The 21780-nt window shown below is 67.4% G+C and carries 20 protein-coding genes and 1 pseudogene; 13 read left to right on the top strand and 8 right to left on the bottom strand.

The genetic code is table 11. From position 1 onward, the window contains the following. Nucleotides 1-27: 27 nt before the first annotated feature. Entirely contained in the window at nt 28-2694 is a 2667-nt protein-coding gene (locus ACM0O9_RS05095) for a sensor histidine kinase (RefSeq protein ID WP_235649199.1), read from the bottom strand. 219 nt (nt 2695-2913) lie between these two features. Between ACM0O9_RS05095 and ACM0O9_RS05090 the strand changes: the two genes are divergently transcribed. Then, the gene (locus tag ACM0O9_RS05090) at nt 2914-3786 is read left to right on the top strand and encodes a hypothetical protein (protein WP_065186486.1); all 873 of its coding nucleotides are present in this window, start codon (nt 2914-2916) and stop codon (nt 3784-3786) included. A gap of 42 nt (nt 3787-3828) precedes the next feature. On the opposite strand, the gene ACM0O9_RS05085 is transcribed toward ACM0O9_RS05090, so the two are convergent. Both ACM0O9_RS05085 and ACM0O9_RS05080 read right to left on the bottom strand, forming a co-directional pair. Further along, a complete protein-coding gene (locus tag ACM0O9_RS05085) occupies nt 3829-4254 on the bottom strand; it encodes an organic hydroperoxide resistance protein (protein ID WP_005416694.1) in 426 nt (141 codons plus the stop codon). Between the two features lie 117 nt (nt 4255-4371). After that, nucleotides 4372-5037, bottom strand: coding sequence for a TraX family protein (locus tag ACM0O9_RS05080; protein ID WP_065196367.1), 666 nt, complete (start codon nt 5035-5037; stop codon nt 4372-4374). 114 nt (nt 5038-5151) lie between these two features. Between ACM0O9_RS05080 and pip the strand changes: the two genes are divergently transcribed. The 8 genes and pseudogenes from pip to ACM0O9_RS05040 all read left to right on the top strand — a co-directional run bounded on the left by pip (nt 5152) and on the right by ACM0O9_RS05040 (nt 13154). Further along, a complete protein-coding gene (pip, locus tag ACM0O9_RS05075) occupies nt 5152-6099 on the top strand; it encodes a prolyl aminopeptidase (protein WP_065177733.1) in 948 nt (315 codons plus the stop codon). A 206-nt stretch (nt 6100-6305) separates the two neighbouring features. After that, nucleotides 6306-6605, top strand: a pseudogene (locus tag ACM0O9_RS05070) (EF-hand domain-containing protein). A gap of 293 nt (nt 6606-6898) precedes the next feature. Beyond that, nucleotides 6899-7198 carry a hypothetical protein gene (locus ACM0O9_RS05065; RefSeq protein ID WP_005416698.1) on the top strand — a complete coding sequence of 100 codons (300 nt, stop codon included), beginning with the start codon at nt 6899-6901 and terminating at the stop codon, nt 7196-7198. Between the two features lie 63 nt (nt 7199-7261). Next, the gene (gene mgtA, locus ACM0O9_RS05060) at nt 7262-10021 is read left to right on the top strand and encodes a magnesium-translocating P-type ATPase (protein WP_414603979.1); all 2760 of its coding nucleotides are present in this window, start codon (nt 7262-7264) and stop codon (nt 10019-10021) included. 31 nt (nt 10022-10052) lie between these two features. Further along, nucleotides 10053-10790, top strand: coding sequence for an MgtC/SapB family protein (locus ACM0O9_RS05055; RefSeq protein ID WP_065177730.1), 738 nt, complete (start codon nt 10053-10055; stop codon nt 10788-10790). Between the two features lie 162 nt (nt 10791-10952). Then, on the top strand, nt 10953-12008 hold the full coding sequence (locus tag ACM0O9_RS05050; RefSeq protein WP_138951462.1) for a sensor histidine kinase: 1056 nt from the start codon (nt 10953-10955) through the stop codon (nt 12006-12008). Then, nucleotides 12001-12642 (top strand): response regulator transcription factor, encoded by a 642-nt coding sequence (locus ACM0O9_RS05045; RefSeq protein ID WP_065186490.1) that lies wholly within the window; start codon nt 12001-12003, stop codon nt 12640-12642. The genes ACM0O9_RS05050 and ACM0O9_RS05045 overlap by 8 nt, the downstream gene beginning before the upstream one ends. Beyond that, the gene (locus ACM0O9_RS05040) at nt 12639-13154 is read left to right on the top strand and encodes a DUF1697 domain-containing protein (RefSeq protein ID WP_235649203.1); all 516 of its coding nucleotides are present in this window, start codon (nt 12639-12641) and stop codon (nt 13152-13154) included. Before ACM0O9_RS05045 ends, ACM0O9_RS05040 begins: the two co-directional genes overlap by 4 nt. Here the strand turns inward: ACM0O9_RS05040 and ACM0O9_RS05035 are convergent. Together ACM0O9_RS05035 and ACM0O9_RS05030 are read right to left on the bottom strand one after the other, a co-directional pair. Then, a complete protein-coding gene (locus tag ACM0O9_RS05035; protein ID WP_235649204.1) occupies nt 13151-13543 on the bottom strand; it encodes a DUF3224 domain-containing protein in 393 nt (130 codons plus the stop codon). The two genes, ACM0O9_RS05040 and ACM0O9_RS05035, sit on opposite strands and share 4 nt — an antisense overlap. A 31-nt stretch (nt 13544-13574) precedes the next feature. Continuing rightward, complete coding sequence (locus ACM0O9_RS05030) at nt 13575-14009, bottom strand: EamA family transporter (RefSeq protein ID WP_321573322.1); 435 nt, start codon at nt 14007-14009, stop codon at nt 13575-13577. Between the two features lie 303 nt (nt 14010-14312). Between ACM0O9_RS05030 and ACM0O9_RS05025 the strand changes: the two genes are divergently transcribed. From ACM0O9_RS05025 to ACM0O9_RS05015, 3 genes are read left to right on the top strand one after another with little or no spacing between them, the layout of a single operon-like run. Then, on the top strand, nt 14313-15509 hold the full coding sequence (locus ACM0O9_RS05025; RefSeq protein ID WP_065177724.1) for a cell surface protein: 1197 nt from the start codon (nt 14313-14315) through the stop codon (nt 15507-15509). Between the two features lies 1 nt (nt 15510). Beyond that, nucleotides 15511-17010 carry a DUF6384 family protein gene (locus ACM0O9_RS05020; RefSeq protein WP_495495877.1) on the top strand — a complete coding sequence of 500 codons (1500 nt, stop codon included), beginning with the start codon at nt 15511-15513 and terminating at the stop codon, nt 17008-17010. Nucleotides 17011-17026: 16 nt separating this feature from the next. Then, entirely contained in the window at nt 17027-18466 is a 1440-nt protein-coding gene (locus tag ACM0O9_RS05015; RefSeq protein WP_235649206.1) for a hypothetical protein, read from the top strand. Here ACM0O9_RS05015 and ACM0O9_RS05010 read toward each other — a convergent pair. Next, nucleotides 18463-19641, bottom strand: coding sequence for a low temperature requirement protein A (locus ACM0O9_RS05010; protein ID WP_065177721.1), 1179 nt, complete (start codon nt 19639-19641; stop codon nt 18463-18465). The genes ACM0O9_RS05015 and ACM0O9_RS05010 overlap by 4 nt on opposite strands. 9 nt (nt 19642-19650) lie before the next feature. Next, a complete protein-coding gene (locus tag ACM0O9_RS05005; protein ID WP_005416705.1) occupies nt 19651-19917 on the bottom strand; it encodes a hypothetical protein in 267 nt (88 codons plus the stop codon). A 203-nt stretch (nt 19918-20120) separates the two neighbouring features. Between ACM0O9_RS05005 and blaL1 the strand changes: the two genes are divergently transcribed. Beyond that, nucleotides 20121-20990, top strand: coding sequence for a L1 family subclass B3 metallo-beta-lactamase (blaL1, locus tag ACM0O9_RS05000; protein WP_414603981.1), 870 nt, complete (start codon nt 20121-20123; stop codon nt 20988-20990). A 116-nt stretch (nt 20991-21106) separates the two neighbouring features. Here the strand turns inward: blaL1 and ACM0O9_RS04995 are convergent, their stop codons facing one another. Further along, nucleotides 21107-21646 (bottom strand): DUF411 domain-containing protein, encoded by a 540-nt coding sequence (locus ACM0O9_RS04995; RefSeq protein ID WP_414603982.1) that lies wholly within the window; start codon nt 21644-21646, stop codon nt 21107-21109. Nucleotides 21647-21780 lie beyond the last annotated feature (134 nt).

Below are 21780 nucleotides of genomic sequence, written 5' to 3'. Positions count from 1 at the left end.
TGATCCTGACGTGGGTGCCCATGCAATTTATCCGATTGCGACATTCACTGGCGGTTCTGGCTCGCTTTGAACCAGAGCCTGATACAGCGATTCGCTGGCATAGCAGGACACCACCTGCCCCTCCCCTTGCCACTGCGGACGCAGCGGGCCTTCACGGCAGACCCGGACCCACGCACGGCCCGAGCGCTGCACGCCCTCCCACTCGCTTGGAGCAGGCTCAAACATCACCACCACCGCCCCTTCGGGAATATCCAGCCACGGCGCCGTCGCCAGCAGCTGCGGAGTGACGACCTGGGCTCCCCAACCGCGGATGCGCCGTTCAAGTTCCGCGCGCCACGGGCCGGCCGCAGCCAGCAGGCCCACCACCCGGCCCGCCAGGGGCACCGCCGCCGCCTGTGTGACCGAGGTCGCCAGCGGGGTTTCGAACACGAAACGGCTGCCGACCCCGGGGGTGCTTTCCACCCATATGCGGCCGCCCATGCGCTCGCAGAGCTGCTGGCACAGTGCCAACCCCAGGCCCGAACCACCAAACCGCGACAGGATGGTGGTGTCGGCCTGCACGAACGGCTTGAACAGCCGATCGCACTCGGCCTGGCTCAGGCCGATGCCGGAGTCGGTCGCCTCGAAGCGCAGCCACGCCAGCGCGTCCTCGCGACGGCAGGTTACGCCCAGCTGCACGCGCCCGGACGCAGTGAACTTCAACGCGTTGCTGGCCAGGTTGCGCAACACCCGCTCGATCGCCGCCATCGGCGCCACCGCGCCTTCCGGCACGTTGGCACCCACCACGCAATCGAGCTGCAGGCCCTTGGCATTGGCCATCGGTGCGAACAGCAGCGCCACCCGTTCAAGCATCGCCGCAGGCGAGAAGCGTTCGGGCGTCAGTGTCCACTGGCCGGACTCGATGCGCGACAGGTCCAGCACGTCGGTGATGATGTCCATGAGTGAATCGGCGGACTGGCGCAGGCGCAGCACCCGTTCCATCGACTCTGCGGGCAGGGGCGCGCGCGCCAGCAGTTCCAGGTGGCCGATGATGCCGTGCAACGGCGTGCGGATCTCATGGCTCATCGCCGCCACGAAATGCGATTTGGCGCGGCTGCACGATTCTGCGGCAGCGGTCTGCGCCTGCTCGGCCAGCAGGGCACGCATGTCCTCACTGATGTCCTCCACCATCAGCAGCACCCCGCCCGGCCACGCGTGCCCGCCGCAGTGGACATGAGTACGGTGGAACAGACGCTGCTGCGGATCGCTGGCCAGCGGCAGCTCGCCGCCGAGGATGACCGGGCCATCGGCCAGATCAGCCTGTTCGACCGCGGCGCGCAGCTGTGGAATCAAGCGGCCACCGCTGGCGCGGTCCATCCGCTGCAGGGGACTGTTGAGGTCCTGTACCTCACCACTGCGGGCATCCAGCAGCGCGACCCCGACTGGAACATAGTCCAGCAGCAGGCGCAGGCGCTGGTCGCGCGCGTAGATCGCCTTGACCTGGCGCAGCGCCGGCATGTACATGCGCTTGTGCAGCCACAGCAGGAAGATCCACAGCACGGCCAGCGCGGCGATCAACGAGGCGCCGCCCGACAGCAGCATCGGCGCTATGCCGCGCAGGATGTCGCGCCAGCGGTAGGTTTCCACCAGCGTCCAGGGCGTGCCATTCACCGCCAGCGCCAGGGTGAAGCGCCCGTTGTGGAAGCGTGCGCGGGTGGCATTGCCGAGCAGAACCCAGTCGGCGTCGGCGCCGCTGACATCACGTGCATCCTCGTGGCTGGAGAGCACGCGCAGGCCGTCACGGTCCAGCAACATCAGGTGGCCCTGGCTGTTGCGGCGAAGCAGGTCCTGCAAGCGGGCCAAGGGCTCGTACGCGACGAACGTGGCAATGGGGGCGTCGCCGGCACTGGCCTGGAACACCGAGACCAGCGACGGCTCGCCGCTGATCGGATGGCGGCCGAAGGTACGTTGCGGCGCGTCGCTGCGCGCCAGGCTCTCCAGCAACGGCACCTGGTCATGCAGCGAGGCCGGCGCCAGCAGCTGCGCCGGGGCCCGCAGGTGCGCGAAGATCTCCTCGCGCGAACGCATGCCCAGCGCGTCCGCCAGGCTGCGCTCGGTGAGGCCGTTGTCCAGCGACAGGTACTGCCCGCTGGGGTCGAAGAAGTACGAAGCCCCCACCGGCTCGCCTTCATCGGAGGTGCGGGTCAGGCGCTGGATCAACGAGACGGCGGCACTCAGCTGCAGGTAACGCTTCAGCTCCTGCGGCTGCCACTGCAGTGTCTGCAGGCCCAGCGCCATCTGCGGCCGGCTGCTGTCGTCGGCCACCACCAGCAGCCGCTGGCCGCCCTGCAGATACGCCTGGTACATCGCATCGGAACTGGCCTGGCCCAATCGCGCGTCGTGGCCCCAGGCGTACTCGGCCATGTTGGCCAGGCGGGCGTAGCTGGCATCCTGCCGCGCCAGCTGGATCTGCAATGCATTGTGAGCACGGCGGAAATCGGCGATGCGACGGGCCTCGTAGGCGTTCACCTGGACCACGATGAGGGTGATCAGCACGCTGATCGAGAGCAGGCTGAGTACCGCCCCGCACGCCAGCATCAGCCGACGTGGGTAGCGTCGCAGTGCCTGCAGCTCGCCGCCATCAGCCGGCCCCGCACCTGCACGGGCGTGCAGGCGGTACGGGGACGCTGCGACGGTGGTAGGGGACGACGGCATGGCAGGAGGCGGCGTTGGAGGCTCGCAGACAGATCGGGGACGCTCAGCATGCAGTCGCGCCCGCCCTATCGATGTAGGACGATGTCCAAATTCGACGTTTGATGTGTCGTATTCCGCCCAAATCTTCACGCTCCTCACAATTCGTACTTGTCCGGTTTCTGCCCGTCCCACCCGCCGCGACCCTGTCCGTCCCGAACCCCAGGACACGGAGAGACCGCGATGTGGGCACGACGCATGGGCGAACGCTGGTGGCTGCTGCGGCTGCTCAGCCGGCACGCACTCGATCAGGCCAGCCTGCGCTTGGGCGTCGTCGCCGCGCGCCTGCTGTCGCCGTCGCAACAACGGCGCGTCGCCTGTCGCATTTCTGCTGCGCTGGGGCCCAGCCTGCAGCCCCGTCGCTACCAGAGCGCCTGTAGCGTCCTGCAACGGCTCGGCCTGCCCGCCGGCACGGCGAGCAGGCTGGGCAGCATCGTGCTGGCGCACGCGTGGCTGCGACGAATGCGCCTGCGCCACCTGCGCACACTCCCCTTCCACGCGGTGAAGCGGCATGCGCGCCTGATCGCCTGGAAGGACCCTCAGGCACTTTGGGCGTCCGGCGCGGGCCGGCGCCGTGTCGTCTGCCTGCTGCCCACCGGTGATGTGGAGCTGGCCATCGCAGCGGTACTGGATCGACCCGGTGCGCCTGCGCACTATTTCATCCGCAGCCCGCACGCTCCAGGGTCGGCCGAGCATCGAATCCTGGCGGCACTGCAGGGCCAGGGCCATCGCCTGGACATCGGATCATCGCCCAGGCCCGGCCAGGGCTGGCGGCAACTGCGACGCGGCGCCACGATCATCGCGCTGCTGGACCCACTGCTGATGGCACATTCCGCCCTGCCGGGCCATCGCCAACCCGCACCGTTGCGGCTTGCGCGACTGGCGCGTGTGCCGGTGCTGCTTGCCGGGCATCGCAACGATGACGACGGCGCCGGCACCCTGCACGTGCTGGGTGAGTTCCGGCTGGATGGGAGCGCTGCGCAGTCGGACGCGCTGTACAGCACGGTGCAGGCATTTCTCGCAGCATCACCACTGGACTGGATGGCGCCGGGGTAAACCCGAAGGCCGCAGCGGGCGCGTCCCGCTGCGGCGGTTGGCTCAGGCTACGATGAGCGCGACGTTGATGTTGTTGCGGGTGGCATGCGAGTACGGGCATACCACGTGGGCCTTGCTGACCAGATCACGTGCCTGCTCGCTGTCTACGCCCGGCAACGAGATGGTCAGCGCGACGTCGATGGCGAAGCCGGTGCTGACCGGGCCGATGCCAACGCGACCGGTAACCGAAGCATTGTCGGGGATGCTCACGCCCTCGTGGCCAGCGACATGGCGCAGCGCGCCGAGGAAACACGCCGAGTAACCTGCGGCGAACAACTGCTCCGGGTTGGTGCCCGTCCCGCCAGTCCCACCCAGTTCTGCCGGCGTGGACAGCGCGATATCGAGCATCCTGTCCGATGAGGTGGCGTGGCCCTCGCGCCCACCGACGGCGGTGGCCTGGGCGGTGTACAGGATCTGTTCAATGCTCATGGAGTGCTCCTTTGCGTGGTTGCGCGACCGCAGACGCGGCCGGAAACCGCATCGTGGAAGCAGGATCGAGCACGTTCCATCGGACAGGGACGATAGCCGCCACCCTGCAGCGACGAATCAGGCGCGCAGCAGCACGTACGCAGCAAGCACCGCCAGGTGCCCGACGTAGTAGAGATAGAACGCCCACCGCCAGCGCGGCAGTGGCCATGTCACCCGCGCGGCCAGCAGCACCACCGGTACGGCCAGCAATGCCCAGCCGTTGTGGTTCGCCCAGCACACCGCTGCGAGCCCGACCAGCAGCAGCCACCACGCGCGATGCCGGAACGCGATCCATCCCAGCAGCACGCAGCCGACACCCGCCCACTGGTAATCCACGAACATCGGCAGCACGCCGGCAGCCAGCAACAGCTGAACGGGCCGATGGTTCGCCAGCGCATGAACGGCCACCGCAGCCAGGGCAAAGGTCAGCAGGATGTTGAGCGGCAGCCAGGAACCAAACGCGAATGCGTGCACTGGCTGCGCGATCAGCCCCCACAGCGCGAGCCGACGCATCGACTTGCGCAGGTCGGCCCCGGGCTGGGCCAGGTTGCAGGCCATCACCAGCGCGAACAGCGGGAAGGCAATGCGCCCCAGTTCGCTGACCACCGGTACGTAGCCGCCAAAGACCACCTTGGCCACGTGATCACCGGTCATGGCCAGCAGTGCGATCCACTTCAGCAGCTCGCGCGCGCCGCTGCCAAGGGTGAAGTTGAAGGTTGACGTCCCGGTCGTGGTCGCTTGCATCGCGGAAGCTTATGCGCATCGGCCAACCCATTTCCAGCGCCGCGCAGGAGTCCGTCGCTGCAGCCCGCAGGTGGCGGCGCTATGCTGGCCGCCCCAGCTTGTGAGACACCTGCCATGCGTACCCTGTACCCCGCCATCGAACCCTACCGCGAGTTCACCCTGCCGGTGAGCGATCTGCACACGCTGCATGTCGAAGAGTGCGGCACACCGGACGGCATTCCGGTGGTGTACCTGCACGGCGGCCCAGGCGCGGGCATTTCACCCACCCATCGCCGTTTCTTCGATCCGGCACGCTACCGCATTGTGTTGATCGACCAGCGTGGCAGCGGCCGCTCCACCCCGTTCGGCGAGCTGCGCGACAACACCACGCAGGACCTGGTGGCCGACATCGAGAAGGTGCGTGAGCACCTGGGCATCGAGCGTTGGCTGGTCTATGGCGGCTCCTGGGGGTCGACCCTGTCACTGGCCTACGCACAGGCACATCCCGAGCGCGCCACCGGCCTGATCGTGCGCGGCGTATTCCTCGGCCGCGAAATGGAAAACCGCTGGTTCGCCGAAGCCAACGGCGGTGCGCGCTGGATCTTCCCGGAGCGCTGGGACCGCTATGAGGCCTACATTCCGGAAGCCGAGCGCGGCGACATGATCGCAGCCTACTGGAGCCGCATGGACAGCCCGGATGTGGCGATCCGGATCGAAGCCGCGCAGGCCTGGCTGGGCTGGGAGGACAACGCGGCCACCCTGCAGCACGACGTGGATGCGCAATCCACCGACGACCCGCTGGACACATTGGCAAAGGCCCGCATTGAAGCGCATTACTTCCGCAACAGCATCTTCCTGGAGCCGGACCAGCTGCTGCGCGATATCGATCACATCCGCCACCTGCCCTGCGTGATCGTGCAGGGGCGCTACGACATCATCTGCCCGCCGCGCAGTGCGTGGGATCTGGCCAAGGCCTGGCCGGAAGCCCGGCTGGAGATGGTGACCTCCGGCCACAGCGCCAACGAGCCGGCCACGGTGGATGCGCTGGTGCGGGCCACGGACGCCTTTGCCGACCGTTTCTGAGCAGATGGTAGTGCCGGCCGCTGGCCGGCATCCCACCGTTCGAGGGTAGCTTCGACTCCGCGCAATCGCTGCTGCGCGGCCAGGTGAATGGCGACCCACCGGCAACGGTCCACGGCCCCATTCTTCGCAGCCCGCTTACAGCTCCGCGCAGAAGATCCGGCGGTGACCACCGCACCGGTGGTTCGCCCTTTCCCCAGGAGCACGCCATGACCGGTTATCGCTGCCTTCCCATCGCTCTCTCGCTATCTGCGGGCCTGCTGCTGGGCGCCTGTTCCAATCCCTAGGAGGCCAGCAAGGCCACCGCCGCCGAGGACGTGACAGAAGTAAGGCTCATCCCTGCCTACGAATCGCTGGACAAGGACAAGGACGGCATCGTCACCCTGGCGGAAGTCGATGCGGTAGCACCGGACTGGGCCGAACGGCTGCATGCCTGCGATACCGACCGTGACAAGACGTTGACCCGTGGCGAGTACGACGTGTGCAAGCAGACCAGCGCTTCGCATTGATCCATCACTGAACCCTCGATTGGCGCTGTGCATGCCCGGCTATACCAAGGTATAGCCGGGCTAACCCACGAGTCTCTAGGCCTGTCCCATTCAGGGGCGGACAATAGCACCACTGGCCAGGGCAACCCTGGCTGCCAACTTCCCCTCATGGAGACGCAGATGGACCCCGACCCTGCCGGGTGCGCCGCACCCCGGATCACCGCCTGTTGCCTGTTCCTGGCGCCTGCCCGCCGGTCCCTGCCTGCCTGAGTGACGGGGGACCGCCAGGCGCCGCCTGCCTGGAGATCGCCCCCATGTCCTACAAGATCCTCTACATCACCCTGCGCCGCCTGATCGGCGAGCGCGATGTTGCCGCCCTGCGCAGCCAGCTGCTGCAATACGGCCCGGTCATGTTTGCCCGTTCGCTGTCGCTCGGTTCGCCGCGCGTGGTAGCCGACGCCTTGTCGCTGCTGCCGATCAGCGAGCGCATCACTGTGCTGCGTCATCTGCCCTATCCCCTGCGCGATGCGATGAAGCCGCTGTGCATCGGTGGCAGCCAGCGGCTGCACATGCAGCCATGGTCACCGGCGGTGCTGGCGATGCGCCACGCCTGATCTGTGTCACCCATTCCGTTCGTGTTCCGGCTGCGGCCGGCTCTGACATTCGAGGAGCGTCCCATGAGCCTGCTCAACGCCTGGTTCAACGCCTTCCTGCGCAGCCGTCGCGCAGGCAACCTGTTCCGCCGCCGCGCGATGCCCGAAGTCGGGTTTGGTCCGGGCAGCGCCGAAGCGGCGCCGTTCGCGCTCACCACCGGCCTGGTCACGCTCGCCCAGCGGGACGAAGCCGAGCTGCTGGCCACGCTGGGCTCGCATGCCGATGGCCTCAGTCCCCATGAGGCCGAGGAGCGACTGTCCACGCTCGGCCCCAATGAGGTGGATCACGAGAAGCCGCTGCCGTGGTGGCGCCACCTGTGGCAGTGCTACCGCAATCCGTTCAACCTGCTGCTGACCGTGCTGGCGGCGGTGTCCTGGCTGACCGAGGACATCAAGGCGACGATCGTCATCGGTGCGATGGTGCTGCTGTCCACGCTGATCCGCTTCGTGCAGGAGGGTCGTTCGAACCGAGCGGCCGAGCGGCTGAAGGCACTGGTCGGCAACACTGCGCGCGTGCTGCGCCGCAATCCCGGCACCGAGGCTGCGGATGTGGCAGACCAGTACTTCGGCGCGCGCCTGCACAGCCGTCGCCCTGCACGCCTGCTGGACCTGCCGATCCGTGAACTGGTGCCCGGCGACCACATCGTGCTGTCGGCAGGCGACATGATTCCGGCCGATTGCCGCGTGCTGAACGCCAAGGACCTGTTCGTGGCGCAGGCGGCGATGACCGGCGAGTCGCTGCCGGTGGAGAAATTCGCGCACCCGGGCGATGGCCTGGCCGGCCTGCTGGAACAGCACAACCTGCTGTTCATGGGTACCAACGTGGTGTCCGGTACGGCCACCGCCATTGTGCTGGCCACCGGTAACCGCACCTACTTCGGCACCCTGGCCCAGCGCAGCACCGCCACCGACCGTGCGCCCACCGCATTCCAGGCCGGCGTCAACAGTGTCAGCTGGCTGCTGATCCGCTTCGCGCTGGTGATGGTGCCGTTCGTGCTGCTGATCAACGGCTGGACCAAGGGCGACTGGACCGAGGCGTTCCTGTTCGCGCTGTCGGTGGCGGTGGGCCTGACGCCGGAAATGCTGCCGATGATCGTCACTTCCACCCTGGCCAAGGGCGCGGTGCTGCTGTCGCGGCGCAAGGTGATCGTCAAGCGCCTGGATGCCATCCAGAACTTCGGCGCGATGGAAGTGCTGTGCACCGACAAGACCGGCACCCTCACCCAGGACAGGATCGCGCTGGAGCGCCACACCGATGTGTTCGGCCACGATTCGGAAGACGTGCTGAAGTTCGCTTACCTCAACAGCCACTTCCAGACCGGGCTGATCAACCTGCTGGACCGTGCGGTACTGGAGCACGTGGAGCTGCAGAGCTCGCTGCGGCTGTCGCAGGACTACCACAAGGTGGATGAGATCCCGTTCGACTTCGAGCGCCGCCGCATGTCGGTGGTGGTCTCCGAGCGCGAGGACCACCATGAGCTGATCTGCAAGGGAGCCGTGGAAGAGATGCTGGCGGTGTGCAGCACCGTGCGCGAGAACGGCCAGGACATGCCGCTGGACGAGCGCCGCCTGGCGCGGGTGCGGCAGACCACCGAGGAACTGAACGAACAGGGCCTGCGCGTGGTGGCGGTGGCGATGAAGGAGACCGCAGCCAGCCAGACCACCTACTCGCAGGCGGACGAGTGCGGGTTGACCCTGGTCGGCTACGTGGCGTTCCTCGACCCGCCGAAGGAATCGGCCGCGCAGGCGCTGCAGGCGCTTGCCGCGCATGGCGTGGAGGTCAAGGTCTTCACCGGCGACAACGAACTGGTGACCGCGCGTGTCTGCGCGCAGGTGGGGCTGGACGCCGACACCATCCTGACCGGGCCGCAGATCGAGCGCATGGATGACGGCGCGCTGTCGCGGGCGCTGCACCACCATTGCGTGTTCGCCCGGCTGACGCCGCTGCACAAGGAGCGCCTGGTGCGCGAGCTGCGTGCTCAGGGCAAGGTGGTCGGCTTCCTCGGCGACGGCATCAATGATGCACCGGCGCTGCGCGCAGCCGATATCGGCATCAGCGTGGACAGTGCGGTGGACATCGCCAAGGAGGCCGCCGACATCATCCTGCTGAAAAAGAACCTGATGGTGCTGGAGGAAGGCGTCATCCAGGGCCGGCGCACGTTCAACAACATGCTGAAGTACATCCGCATGACCGCCAGCTCCAACTTCGGCAATGTGTTCTCGGTGCTGGTGGCCTCGGCCTTCCTGCCGTTCCTGCCGATGCTGCCGCTGCAGCTGCTGGTGCAGAACCTGCTGTACGACATCTCGCAGATCGCCATTCCGTTCGACAACGTGGACGAGGAGCTGGTGCGCAAGCCGCTGAAGTGGAACCCGGCGGACATCGGCCGCTTCATGGTGTTCTTCGGGCCGATCAGCTCGATCTTCGACCTGAGCTCCTTCGCGCTGATGTGGTACGTGTTCGATGCACGCACGCCGGCCGACCAAGGCCTGTTCCAGTCCGGCTGGTTCGTGGTCGGCCTGCTGACCCAGACCCTGATCGTGCACATGATCCGCACGCCGAAGGTGCCGTTCCTGCAGAGCATCGCCGCGCCGCCACTGCTGCTGATGACCGGCCTGATCATGGCCATTGGCGTGGCCCTGCCGATGAGCCCGCTGGCCGGCTACTTCAAGCTGCAGGCGCTGCCGGCCGGCTACTGGCCGTTCCTGGTGGCGATCCTGTTCGGCTACGCGGTGCTGACCACTGCGCTGAAGCGGTTCTACATCCGTCGTTACGGCTGGCAGTAAGCGCCCGCCGCTTTGTCCAGGGAGAAACACAATGGACATCAATCCGAACCTGCCGGCGTTCGACGCCGGTGCCACGCTCAGCTCGCTGATCAGCCTGTCGGTGGCGTTCGTGCTGGGCACGGTCATCGGCCTGGAACGCCAGCTGCGGCAACGCACCGCGGGCCTGCGTACCAACACGCTGGTGGCGGTGGGTGCGGCGGTGTTCGTCGATCTGGCCGTGCGCTTCCATGACCTGTACGGCGGCCCGCCGTCACCGCTGCATGTGGTGGCCTATGTGATCTCCGGCGTCGGCTTCCTCGGTGCCGGCGCGATCATGAAGGACGGCGCGCAGGTGTCCGGCCTGAACACCGCCGCTACCCTGTGGGGATCGGCGGCGGTGGGAGCATGTGCCGGTATCAAGCTGCTGCCCGAAGCAGTGCTCGCCGCGGTGTTCGTGCTGGCCGCCAACACCCTGCTGCGGCCGGTGGTGAACCGCATCCAGCGGCAGCCGCTGCCGGAAGCGTTCAGCGAAGCGACCTATGCGATCAACGTGGTCTGCCAGCGCGAGCAACAGGCAGAGGTGCTGGATCAGCTGTTGCTGCTGCTTGAGCAGGCGCAGTACCCGGTGCGCGCGGTGGACCAGCGCCCGTTCGGCGAGCGCGACGTGGAAATCGAAGCGGTGCTGTATGCCACCACGGTGGATGCCGGCGAACTGGATGCGGTACTGGCGACGCTGGCGACCACGCCCGGCGTGCTGCAGGGGTTCTGGAACGCCAGCCTGGAGGAGTAGTGCCGGCGGCTGGCCGGCAACCTGATGATCTCCGGAAGCACCCTGCAGATGCCGGCCAGCGGCCGGCACTACCAGGCATCGCTTTGACCGGTGCCGACCAAGGCCGGTATCCACCGATGGCGGCTTTGCTATCCTTTCACCCCACGCCAGGGAGCTTCCCCGATGCCATCGCTGTCGCCCCGCCGCCCACTGGTGCTGCTGGCCCTGATCGTCGTGATGGCGGCGATCTTCCTGATCGACACCGTCACCGATTACGCAGTTGCCGCTGCCTGCTTCTACGCGGCGGTCATCCTGGCCGCATCGCGCGTGCTGGGCGCACGCGGGTTGATCACCCTGGCCATTACCTGCATCGCGCTGACCGGGCTGAGCTTCTTCCTGACCCGCTTCGGCACCTATCGCATCGGCCTGGTCAATTCGGTCATTGGCATGCTGGTGATCGGCATCACCACCTACCTTGCCCTGAACATGGAAGCAGCCAAGGCCGCCGTGCAGGAGGCGCAGGGCCGCCTGTTGCGTGTGGCGCGCGCGTCCACCGTAGGCGAACTGACCACTTCCATCGCGCATGAAGTGAACCAGCCGCTGGCGGCCATCGCCAGCAGCGCCGAAGCCTGCCAGCGTTGGCTCGCGCAGGACCCACCGAACGTGGACAAGGCCCGGCAGACCGTGGCCCGCATCCTGGCCGATGCACACCGCGCAGGCGACGTGATCGCCCGCATCCGCGGCCTGACCCAGGGCGCGGCACCGCAGCGACGCGCCTTCGATCTGAACGAGGCGGTGGAGGAAATGCTGGCGCTGTCGCGCAGCGAGCTGGACCGGCATGGCGTGGCCGTGGCGCTGCTGCTGGACGCCGAACTGCCACCGGTGCAGGCCGACCGCGTGCAGGTGCAGCAGGTGATCGGCAACCTGATCCTCAATGCGGTGGACGCGATGGAGACCGTGCCCACCGCCGACCGGCGCTTGTCCCTGCTGACCCGGCGCGACGGCCAGCGGGTCAGCCTCAGCGTCCGTGATCGCGGTGTCGGCCTGCCCGCCGACCATCCCGAACGCGTCTTCGATGCCTTCTGGACCACCAAGTCGCACGGTCTGGGGCTGGGTCTCAGCCTGAGCCGCTCGATGATCGAAGCCAACGACGGCCAGATCCGTGCCGAACGACCGGCAGGCGGCGGTGCCTGCTTTGTGTTCGACCTGCCCATTGCCACGGACGCCCACCATGCGTAAGCCCACTGCCGCCAACCCCGATCCGGCACCCATCGTCTATGTGGTCGACGACGATCCGTCGGTGCGCGCAGCACTGGAAGACCTGCTGGCCTCGATGGGCCTGCAGGTGCGGGCCTTCGCCTCCACCCAGGCCTTCCTCGAACACGCGCTGGAAGACGCACCGGCATGTCTCGTGCTGGACGTGCGCATGCCCGGCCAGAGCGGTCTTGAATTCCATCGCACGATGGGCAGCCACGGCCTGCAGCTGCCGGTGGTGTTCATCACCGGCCACGGCGACATCGCGATGGGCGTCAACGCGATCAAGGACGGCGCCATCGAATTCCTCACCAAGCCCTTCCGTGATCAGGAACTGCTCGATGCCATCCACAAGGGCATCGAGATCGACCGCCAGCGCCGCCGCGAGGGCGAGGCACTCGGCGCGCTGCAGCTGCGCTGGGACACCCTCAATGCCGGCGAGCGCGAGGTGGTCGATGGCGTGGTGCGCGGCCGCCTCAACAAGCAGATCGCCGGCGACCTGGGCGTCAGCGAGATCACGGTGAAGGTGCGCCGTGCGCAGGTGATGCGCAAGATGGGCGCACGCACCCTGGTTGACCTGGTGCGCATGTACGACCGCCTGCAGGCGGGTACGCCATGAACGTCCACGTCGCGCTGCTGCGCGCGGTCAACGTCGGCGGCACCGGCAAGCTGCCGATGCGCGAACTGGTGGCGATGTGCGAGGACGCAGGCTTCGCCGATGTCCGCACCTACATCGCCAGCGGCAATGTGGTGTTCCGCAGCGGGCTTGATGAATCCACCGTACGGGAGGCCCTCGCCCAACGGCTGCAGGCGTACGCCGGCAAGCCGGTGGGCGTGCTGGTGCGCTCGGCCAACGAGATCGTAGGCGTGGTGGCACGCAACCCGTTTGCGCAGGCCGCCGGCAACCGTGTGGTCGCGCTGTTCCTCGACGGCAGCCTGCCTGCCGATCCGCTGGACGGCGTGACCGGCCGGCGCGATGAACAGCTCGCACTCGGCACGCGCGAGATCTTTATCCACTACGGTGCCGGCATGGCCGACTCGCGCTTGCGTATTCCCGGTTCGGCACAGGGCACGGCACGCAATCTCAACACCGTCGCCCGGCTCGCGGCGATGGCAGCGGAACTGCGCTAGCGCTCTTCCGGCAGGCTGTACAGGAGCCGGTAGTCATGGCGACCCTCGCTGATGGTGATCTCCAGCGTGCCGACCAGGCCCAGCAAGCCGTCACTGCCGGAATCAGGCACCACCACCACGCTCAGCTGTGGCGTGCCACGGGTCATCAACCCATTGTGCTGCAGGGTGAACGCGCCGTGGCGCCCGGCCAGCGTGGCCGTCACCCGCTCCATCGCCACGTAGCCGGCCGAGCCCTGCACCGGTGTGCGGAAGGCCAGCATCTGGCCGACGCTGCTGCCGTGCAGGTCGCCGGCAAAGGTCTTGTTGATCGACATCACCGCGATCGGGCCGTTATTGCCACCGATCGCCCGCAGATCCACTTCAAACGTACCGTGTGCTTCACCCTGCATCCTGCTCTCCCCTCTGGTCGGTTGAACGCAGCTACTTCTTCGTGGCCAGCACGATCACCCTGGTCAGCACCAGGCCGATGCCGCTCCACTCCCGCAGGCTGGGCCGCTCGCCCAGCAGAAGATAGGCCAGCACGATCACCAGTACCACGCTGAACTTGTCCACCACCGCCACCTTGGCCAGCTCACCGCTCTGCAATGCGCGGAAGTAGAACAGCCACGACGCTCCGGTGGCCAGCGCCGACAGCACCAGGAACAGCTGGGTGCGCCCCGGCAGCAGCAACGGGTTGGACCATTTGCCGGTGACCACCACCAGCGGCAGGACTACCGCTGCCACCACCAGGGTGCGGATGGCCATGGCCAGGTCCGAGTCGACGCCCTTGACGCCGACTTTGGCGAACAGCGCGGTCATCGCCGCGAAGGCGGCAGACAGTCCAGCCCATATCAACCACTGCGGTACGTTCTGCACGGACCCCTCGCTTGCCGGAACGGATGAGCGTGCGCCAACGCTACTCCACCCTGCCATCGGTGGGGCTTCACCTGCCCATCACCACCGCTACAATGGGTGAGGAATCGCCAGGGGGGCTATCTGCAGGGAATGCGCCATGCGTGAACAGGACACCACCCTCGCCCTTGCCGGGCCGTCGTCCCTTGACCGGGCCCGCCTGCCGTGCACCACACGGCTGCTGCTTCCCCTCCCCTTCGTTTCGCAGCAACCTGCCCGTTCCGCATGGCAGGTTCCTCATCGCTTGCCCTGACCGGAGCCGTCGAAATGCCCGAGAACACCCTCCTTGCCACGCCGGCCGCCACCGCGCCGATCAAGTACCTCGACCGCGCCATGGCCACGCTGCGCAGCCTGGGCCTGGCCGCCCCCCAGGACAACAACGCACCGGCCATCGCGCTGGTCTCGCAGCTGTCCACCCTCGACCAGGGCCGCGTGGTGGCCATTGCCCGCGTGCTGCAGCAGTCCGGCCATTTCAATGCCGTGATGCGTGATGAAATCAGCTCGGCCAAGGTGTCCGACCGCTATACCGAGATCATCCGCGCCTTCGACAGCATCCGTGATGACGCCAGCAGCATGGTCGAGCAGGTGCGTGACGGCAAGATCGACATGGGCGAGCGCCTGCAGAACCTGTGGATGAAGGTCACCCGCGGCGACATTCCGAGTCGGTTCGAGAAGATCCGCCGTACGTTCCTGGACGTCAGCCGCGATTCGGCCGAGCAGCTGCAGCGTGAGTCGCGAGTGCTGGAGATGTACGGCGACTTCCGCCTGTCGATCAAGGATGCCGAGATCCAGGCCCATGAGCTGTTGAAGCTGCAGGAGCAGGCGCTGGCCGATGCGCGCGAGGCGCTGAAGCAGGCGCAGCAGCGCGTGGAATCGGCCGACCCGTCCGCCGATGCCGCCGACACCGGCCGCCTGGTCATGGCCCGCGACGAGGCCCTGCGCAACAACCAGGCCGAGGAGTCGCGCTACCAGCTGGCCAAGGACCTGGCCGAGAACCTGCAGGTGAACTACGCCACCTCCGAGGCGATCATGCTGCGCGTGCACCAGTCGCATGAGGTCAAGCGCCGCGTCAACGAGCGCTCGGTGGTGTTCTTCTCCACCAATGAGACCAGCTTCACCGCCTTGAACCTGGCATTCACCACGCAGATGGGCCTGCATGAGTCCACGCAGGCGCTCAATGCGATGACCGAGGGCACCTCAAAGGGCCTGGAAGCGGTGGCCAACATTGGCGACGACGTGCTGCACGAGGGCCTGAAGGCCGGCTACGGCGCCACCATCGGCGTCGATTCGGTGCGCAAGCTGGTCGATGCGGTGGTGCGCTTCCAGGAGACCTCGCTGCAGGAGATCGAGCAGCTGCGTGGACAGGCCACGCGCGATTCGGCGGAGATCGCCGAGTATGTCGAACAGGGCAAGCAGCGTTTCGCTGCCCTGCTGCAGGCACCGCCGAGCCCGGAGTCGCGCTGAGGTGAGTGCGACGATGGCCCCTGCCGAGCTGCAGGATGCGCTGCTGACCATGGATGTGGTCGACCAGCTGCGTTACCGCAATGCCGAAATGAAGGCGCTGGCCGACAGCGGCCATGACAAGGCGACGCTGAAGCAGCGCCTGCTTGAGTTGTACCGCTCGCAGGGCATCGAGGTCTCCGACGAGATCCTCGAGGCCGGCATCCAGGCCCAGCGTGAGCAGCGCTACCTCTACACCGCGCCGCGAGGCTGGAAGGCCTGGCTGGCGCGGCGCTGGATCGACCGCAGCCGGCTGCTGAAATGGGCGCTGATGGTAGCCCTGGTGCTGCTGATGCTCGGTGTCCTGCTGGTGATGGCGCGCAGCTTCGGCGCGTTCGTGCACGAGAGCAACGTGCAGAAGAACGTGCAGCTGCTGAACGACAAGGTGGCCGCGCAGCAACAGGAGGCTGCCGCAGCGCGCGCCCTGCTGGCCTCACAGGAACAGGCCCTGCAGGGACTGCTGCCACGTGCCACCGCCAGCGGCGAGCGCCTGCAGCCGCTGACCGAAGGTGCACAGACCGCGCTGGCCGAAGCACAGCGGCGCTTTGCCGACGTTCCCGCCGCGATGGCAACGCTGCCGACCCTTGTGCGCAAAGACAAGCTCACCCGGCTCAGCAGCGGTGGCAGCGCCACCGGCGAGCAGGCGGCCGCGCAGGTGGAACAGCACCGACTGGCAGCGGCGCAACTGCTGGCGCAGGCCAAGGACACCCTGCCTCCGCTGACCGAGCGGGTGAACACCTTCGGCCAGGCGATCGAGGCCAGCGAGCTGCTGGATACCACCAACGCCGCTGCAAAGGCAGCACGCCTCGCGCCGGATGCCGAGCAGGTGCGCGCACGCGCCTACACCGGCGGCGACGTGGCACTGCGCGCGGGCGACATCGCCGCAGCCGGCCAGGCGGTAGCGACCCTGAAGGACCTGATCGGCAGCGCCGACAAACTGGCCGCGCTCAACGAGCGCCTCGCCCAGCTCAAGGCCGATGGCCTCGCCACCGGCGTCACCGGCGAAGACCGCAAGCGCTTCGAGCGTGCACTGGAGCAGGCCGCCCGCCTGATCCGGGTCGAGACGCTGTCCGAAGCCGGGCCGGCCCTGGACGAGGCCAGCCAGCTGGTGGCGCTGCTGTCGCAGACCCTGGTCTACCGGATCGTCAACCGCGACAATGAACGCACCGGCGTCTGGCGCTACAACGAAAAGGCCAACGGTGGCCGCAATTACTACCTGGTGACCGAAGCACTGGACGAGGCCGGCAAGGCCACCGAACTGCTGATCCGCAACGAGGAAACCGGCAAGGACGAATGGACCTCGCTGTTCGCCGTGCGCGTGCCCGAGGCCACCTACAACCGCGTTGCCGCCGACAAGCAGGACAACGGCATCATCGAAGACGACCAGATCGGCAGCAAGCCGCGCGGCAGCCTGTCGCCGCGGTTCCGCATGCCCACCACCGGCGGCTACATCACCGAATGGTGATGGGTAAGGAACTGACATGAGAGATCTGAACGAGGCCATTGCTGATGTCGAAGCCGATATCGGCCAGGTGCAGGCACAACTGGCCGCGCGTGGCGACCAGTGCCGGGAACTGATCAAGGAACAGGAAGCGCTGCACGGCGGGGTCCGCGACGACTTCAACACCTTGGCCCGCCTGCAGGCCGAGGCCGCTACCGATGCGCCGCCGATGCTGGCCCGGGACCTGCTGCAGCAGTCCAGCGCCGATCTGCAGCGCCGTGACCGCAAAGCGGCGGTGCTGGCCGACGAACTGCAGGCGCTGCTGGACATCGAGCAGTCGCTGCAGCAGCGGTCGCAGGAGGCCGTTACCGCGCGCGACGCCGCCGGTGGACGCTGGCAGGCCCTGCAGGATCAGGTGGACACCGCGCTGCAAGCGGAACCCACCTACAGGGCCCTGCAGGACGATCTGCAGCTGGCCGTGGCGCGCGCTGACACGGTGGAGCGGATGGCCGCCTCCGCGCAGTCGGAGCGTGACGCCAAGGCCGGCGCCTACCAGGCCGACCCGATCTTCATGTACCTGCATCGACGCGGCTTCGGCAGCACGGCCTATCGCGGTTGGCCGCTGGTGCGCACCGTCGATGGCTGGTTGGCCGAGCTGTGCGGCTTCGACCGTGCCCGCCGCGAGTACGCCACGCTGGTGGAGCTTCCGCCCTATCTGCAGGAACATGCCGGACAGGCCCGTGCCGACATCGAGGCGGCCCGCCAGCCGGTACAGCAGGCCCGCGACGCCGCTCTCGCCCATGCCGGTGGCGACCCGCTGCGCCAGCAACTGCAGGCGGCACAGAGCGCAGTGGCGCAGGCACTGTTGGCCGAGCAGCTGCATCGGCAGACCGTGGATGCCAAGCAGGCACAGATCGATGGCTTCCGCAGCTGGACCGATGCCGAAGGCGGCGCCCTGCTCACCGCGCTGGCGCGCACGCTGTCTGCCAAGAGCATGGACGACCTGTACCGCCGCGTCGCCGCCACCGCCTCCGGCGAGGACGATGCCGTGCTCGAACGCATCCATGGCAGTCGCCTGCGCCTGGGCGAGATCGACGGCATGGTGGCTGAGCACACCCGTGAAATGGCCGTGCTGAAGAAGCGCCTGGACAGCCTGCAGGCTGCGCGCAGGAGCTACCAGGCAGCAGCAGACATCGAACGCCAGGCCTACGAGGCGCCGAGCTACCGGTCCGCCGCGCCGGCCACCGTCGCCGCATCCTTCTTCAGCACCACCCGCGGCCAAAGCACCACCCGCTCCTCTGGCAGCCTGTTCGACCTGCTTTCGGGCGGTTCCAGCAGTTCCAGCTCGAGGTCAAGCTCGCGTTCGAGTTCCAGCTCAAGCTCCAGTTCCGGTTCCAGTTCCAGTTCCAGCGGCAGCAGCTTCCACAGCGGCGGCGGTATCAGCGGTGGCGGTGGCTTCAAGACCGGCGGCGGGTTCTAGCCCGGCAACGACCGGGTGCGCCGCTTCAGCCGCGCATCCAGCACGCCCACGCCCAGCAGCACCAGGCTGGTCAGCCATCCGGCGGCCAGCAGGTGCGTCCATGGCAACACCAGGCACAGCACCAGCAGCGCGGCAGCGCCCAGCAGATGCGAGCGCGGCGCGTGCCCATAGACCACGCGCTTGTACAGGGCACTGCCCAGCAGATAGATCAGCGGGCCTGCCACCATCACGGTCACGTAAACCGGGGTGACGGCCACCCCCGGATGGTCCATGACCAGATCATTGCCCACCGCCGTGGCGATGATGCCGGCGATCAGCAATGCATGCACGTAGTGGAAGTTGGCGCCCATCCGCCCGGGGTCTTCGGCGTGGGTGATGGCCTCTGTGGCATCGCGGCTGGAGATGCCGAAGTACAGCCACCACATGGCAATCGTGCCGGCGAAGGTGGCCAACACCGCTGAAACCACTTCCAGGCTCCAATGCTCGACGTCGCTGAGCACGCCCCCGGTTGCCAGCAACGTCTCGCCCAGTGCGACGATGACGAACAGCTGGCAGCGTTCGGCCAGGTGTCCGCCCTCGATGGTCCAGTCGCGGGTGTGCGAACGGCCCATGCCCGGGAACGCGAAGCCGAACATCGGCGAGATGTATTCGCAGGCCACCGCCACCGCCCACAATGCCAGGCGAAGGTTGCCCTCGGCCGCCGCGCCGGCCAGCCAGAAGCAGGCCGACACGCTGACCCAGGCAAGCATGCGGCGGAAGTTCGGTGCCAACGGATGGCTCCGGCCGACCTCCAGCAGCACGAATGCGGTGCGTCCGACCTGCATCGTGGCGTACGCCCCGGCGAAGATCCACGCACGATCGGCAAACGCCTCGGGAATGGACGAGGACATCAACAACGCCAGCAGCATGGTGGCGAACAGCAGGCCGCGGATGCGCGGCGCCTCCGGGTCGAACCAGTTGCTGACCCAGCACGCGTACTGCCAGCCGAGCCAGACCGCGAACCACAGCACCAGCGTCTGCAGTACACCGGCCAGGTCCAGGTGGTGCAGCAGATGGTGGCTGAGCTGGGTGACCGCGAATACGTAGACCAGATCGAAGAACAGTTCTTCGTAGGTCACGCGGGCATGGTGGCCGTCGCGGTGGCGCAGCGCGGGCAAGCGCAGTCGGGTACGCATGGAACTCCTTCAGCGCGCCAGGCGCCAGTACAGGAAACCGGCCAGCAACGCCGGCGCGGCAAACACCAGCAACAGGATCGGCAACTCCTCGCGTACCGCGTAACCGGCCTTGCTGACCCCCACCCACATGTTGGCCACGGCCACCAGCAGCCAGGTAGCGATGAAGGCGATCAGCGCCGTGGGCAGCTGCGAGGTACCCACGCTCCAGAGACGGCCAAACAGCAGGAACACGCCCAGCAGGAGCACGCCGCCGAGCATCACCATGAGCACATGCATGGTCCACCTCCTTGAGCCTGGGAACAGGCTAGCCCCGGCCGATTGTGCGCAACAGCCCGTGGAGATGGATTCACAGTCCAGAGCAAGCGAACAATCCCGGCATCGGCTGCGGCGAACCTTATGGCAGCCATGAGTTATTCGCGAAACGGGCCGTCCAGGGTACGTGCTAGCTTCATCCGACCCTATCCAGACCCCTCTCCGCCATGCGCCGTTGCCTGACGACCCTTGCCCTGACTGCCACACTTGCCTTTGATGTCACTGCCGCCGACACACCGCTGCCACAGCTGCAGGCCTACACCGTAGACCCATCCTGGCTGCAGCCGATGGCGCCGCTGCAGATCGCCGACCATACCTGGCAGATCGGCACTGAGGACCTGACCGCGCTACTGGTGCAGACCGCCGACGGCGCGGTGCTGCTCGACGGCGGCATGCCGCAGATGGCCAGCCACCTCATCAGCAACATGAAGGTGCGCGACGTGGCGCCGCAGGACCTGCGCTTCATCCTGCTCAGCCATGCGCATGCCGACCATGCGGGCCCGGTGGCAGAACTGAAGCGCCGTACCGGTGCGATGGTGGTAGCCAACGCCGAATCAGCGGTGCTGCTGGCGCGCGGCGGCAGCAACGACCTGCACTTTGGCGACAGCATCACCTTTCCGCCGGCCAGCACCGACCGCATCATCATGGATGGCGAAGTGGTCACGGTGGGTGGCATCGCGTTCACCGCACACTTCATGCCGGGGCACACCCCGGGCAGCACCGCCTGGACCTGGACCGACACCCGCGATGGCAAGCCGGTGCGCATCGCCTACGCCGACAGCCTGAGTGCGCCGGGCTACCAGCTGCAGGGCAACGCCCGCTATCCCCACCTGGTCGAGGACTACCGGCGCAGCTTCGCTACGGTGCGCGGCCTGCCCTGCGACCTGTTGCTGACCCCGCATCCGGGCGCCAGCAACTGGAACTATGCCGCTGGCAGCAAGGCCAGCGACAAGGCACTGAACTGCAAGGCCTACGCGGATGCGGCCGAGAAGAAGTTCGACGCGCAGTTGGCCAAGGAAACGGCCGCAGCACGCTGATCCCGTAGAGCCGAGCCCATGCTCGGCTTGCCGGCCAAACACAGCCGAGCGTGGGCTCGGCTCTACACAGGATGCGTCGAAGAGTGCCGGTCAGAACGACCGGCACCCGTCGTCCATCAGCCACCCTGTCCGTGCTGGGCGAACGGCTCGGTACTGCCGTCGGTGCGCACCAGCTCGACGGTATACGGCTGCACGTAGCCATCCGGCATTTCCATGCCCGGCGAACCGGCCGGCATGCCGGGCAGCACCAGCCCGCGCGCGGCCGGGCGTTCGGCCAGCAGGCGCTTGATGTCCTCGGCCGGAACGTGGCCCTCGACCACATACCCGCCGATCTCGGCGGTATGGCAGGACGCCTTGCCGACCGGCACGCCCAGGCGAACCTTGATCGGGTTCATGTCGTCGGTGTCATGCACCTCCACCTGGAAGCCGGCGGCCTTCAGGTGGTCGACCCAGATGCCACAGCAGCCGCAGCTGGCGGTCTTGTGCACGATGACCACCGGCAAGGCCGGATCGACCTTGGCCGGGCTGGCCTGGATCGGTGCCACCGGTGCTGCGCTGGCGATCGGTGCGGCGGCGGATTCTTCGGCGGCACGTGCACAGGCGGTCGTGGCCAACACGGTACCCAGCAGCAGGCCGAGGGAGAGAGTACGGTTCATTGCGTGATTCCTTTGCAGAGGCGGGCAACGCGGCCCGTCGCCCGCGCATCGAAGGCACAGGCAGAGTCGAGAAAAGTCGAGCAACTACGGCAGGCGCTTGAGGCCTGCAGGGAATCACGCGATAGGGGGCCGCA

The organism is Stenotrophomonas sp. FR012 (assembly GCF_047520565.2).
GTDB classification, from domain to species: domain Bacteria; phylum Pseudomonadota; class Gammaproteobacteria; order Xanthomonadales; family Xanthomonadaceae; genus Stenotrophomonas; species Stenotrophomonas sepilia.
The sequence above is the reverse complement of the archived record's forward strand: the minus strand, read 5'-3'. Positions and strand labels throughout refer to the sequence as shown.